This window comes from Nocardia africana NBRC 100379, from assembly GCF_001612635.1.
Lineage (GTDB): Bacteria > Actinomycetota > Actinomycetes > Mycobacteriales > Mycobacteriaceae > Nocardia > Nocardia africana.
On record NZ_BDAV01000072.1, the window covers coordinates 1 to 1,525 of the forward strand.

The window sequence follows — 1,525 nt, forward strand, 5'->3', positions numbered from 1 at the left end:
ATCGGCGCCGTCATCGGCGCCGTACCCGTAGTCGTAGATCGGTTGGAGACGAGCAACCAGGTCCGCCACCCGATCGCGATCACCGACTTCCACCGCGACCACCTGGCCAGGACTGGCGGCGATCGACTCGGCGATCCTTTCGATCTCATCCACCTGCCCGATTGTGGCACTCGGTCCGGCTTGGAGCCTCGCTGGGATTCACTCTATGCCGCATACCGCGCCGACCGAGCCGGCCAGCGCGGGGCGCCGGCCGCCGGAACCTGGTGCAGTGCAGAACGTCCGCTATTGCCGATGAGCGGGTCACTTGAGGACAGCCCGCGAAGGTCGCCGCGATTGCAGGCTCTATAAAAGTGGATTGATCATCACGGTCCGCGGGCTCAGTTGACTCAACAGATGCATATGCACTGCGGCGTCCATGATCTCGACGTGATTCGGGAGGATCGGGCCGCCGAGTGCAGTTGCGGGGACGAAGCCGTACATGGTGTCGTGCGAGGTGGGTCCCAGCTTCTTCAAGACGCGTTTGAACAGTGGTTTGTCGTCGTCGGCCGCGGGGTCGATCGTGTCCTCGTCCGTGGCGAGTAACGATGTGTAGACCAGCATGTCACGGTCGAATTCGTCTTCCATGTAGTGCGATTGGTCGGTGGGGAAGATCCAACCGCGATCGGGCACGATGGTCAGGCTCATCCCAGTTCGCTGACCCCACAGTGTCATCCGTCCGAACGCCGACCGTGTCACCGCGATCCATGAGTCGTCGCCGAACGGCGGCTCCAGATCTTTGGTCCACTCGTCTACCGTGTCCTGCCACTGCACCGGATCGCACAACCACAGCATCCCTTTACGGAAGCCTGCGAAACCGAGCTCCCGCCACAACTGGAGCAGGAAGCCCGGTGCGAGACCGGCGTAGGCTTCGAACCGCTGGGTAGGTACCGGTGAGGCGAAGCTCGGTTGACCCCAATGATCGGTAATATCGCTGACGGGGAATGACATTCAGTTCCTTCGAGCCATGATTCGCATCGACTACGAGACTGTATCCGGCCCACAGCATGCATCGGATCTAGGCCCGTAGCTGGGATGAAGTGTCATTCCGCCAGAGCTGGTTCAGCGGCCAACCACATCCTGTCATGCCGCTTACCGCGCTGAACGAACCGGCCACCGCACGGCGCCGGCGAAACGACTGAGGCCCCCACCCGAATACCGGGTGGGGGCCTCAGTAGCGTCTCTACCAGTAGCGATGCAAGCGCTCCCCTACTTCTTCGCAGACGCTAATCCGCTACGGAACTCGACTACGTTGACATCCCATATCGGCACGTCAAACCCCTGCTCACACATCGCGCCACGTTCCGAAGCAGAATAACCTCTGCACCTCCCCTCGACCCAACCAGCGCCGGCGCCTCGCGAGTTCCGACGCTCCAGCCGCGCCGTCCGGCTGACTCTAGCGAACTCACGTGCGCACTCATGCCGATGAGCGTGCGACTGGAAGCAGTCCGTCGGCTGAGCGCATCCCACCAGAGAGTGTGGTGGTAGG

General features: G+C 62.2%; 1 protein-coding gene. It reads right to left on the bottom strand.

Annotation, left to right across the window (positions count from 1 at the left end):
• Positions 1-342: 342 nt before the first annotated feature.
• On the bottom strand, positions 343-987 hold the full coding sequence (locus NA3_RS35260) for a GAD-like domain-containing protein (protein ID WP_062969251.1): 645 nt from the start codon (positions 985-987) through the stop codon (positions 343-345).
• Positions 988-1,525 lie beyond the last annotated feature (538 nt).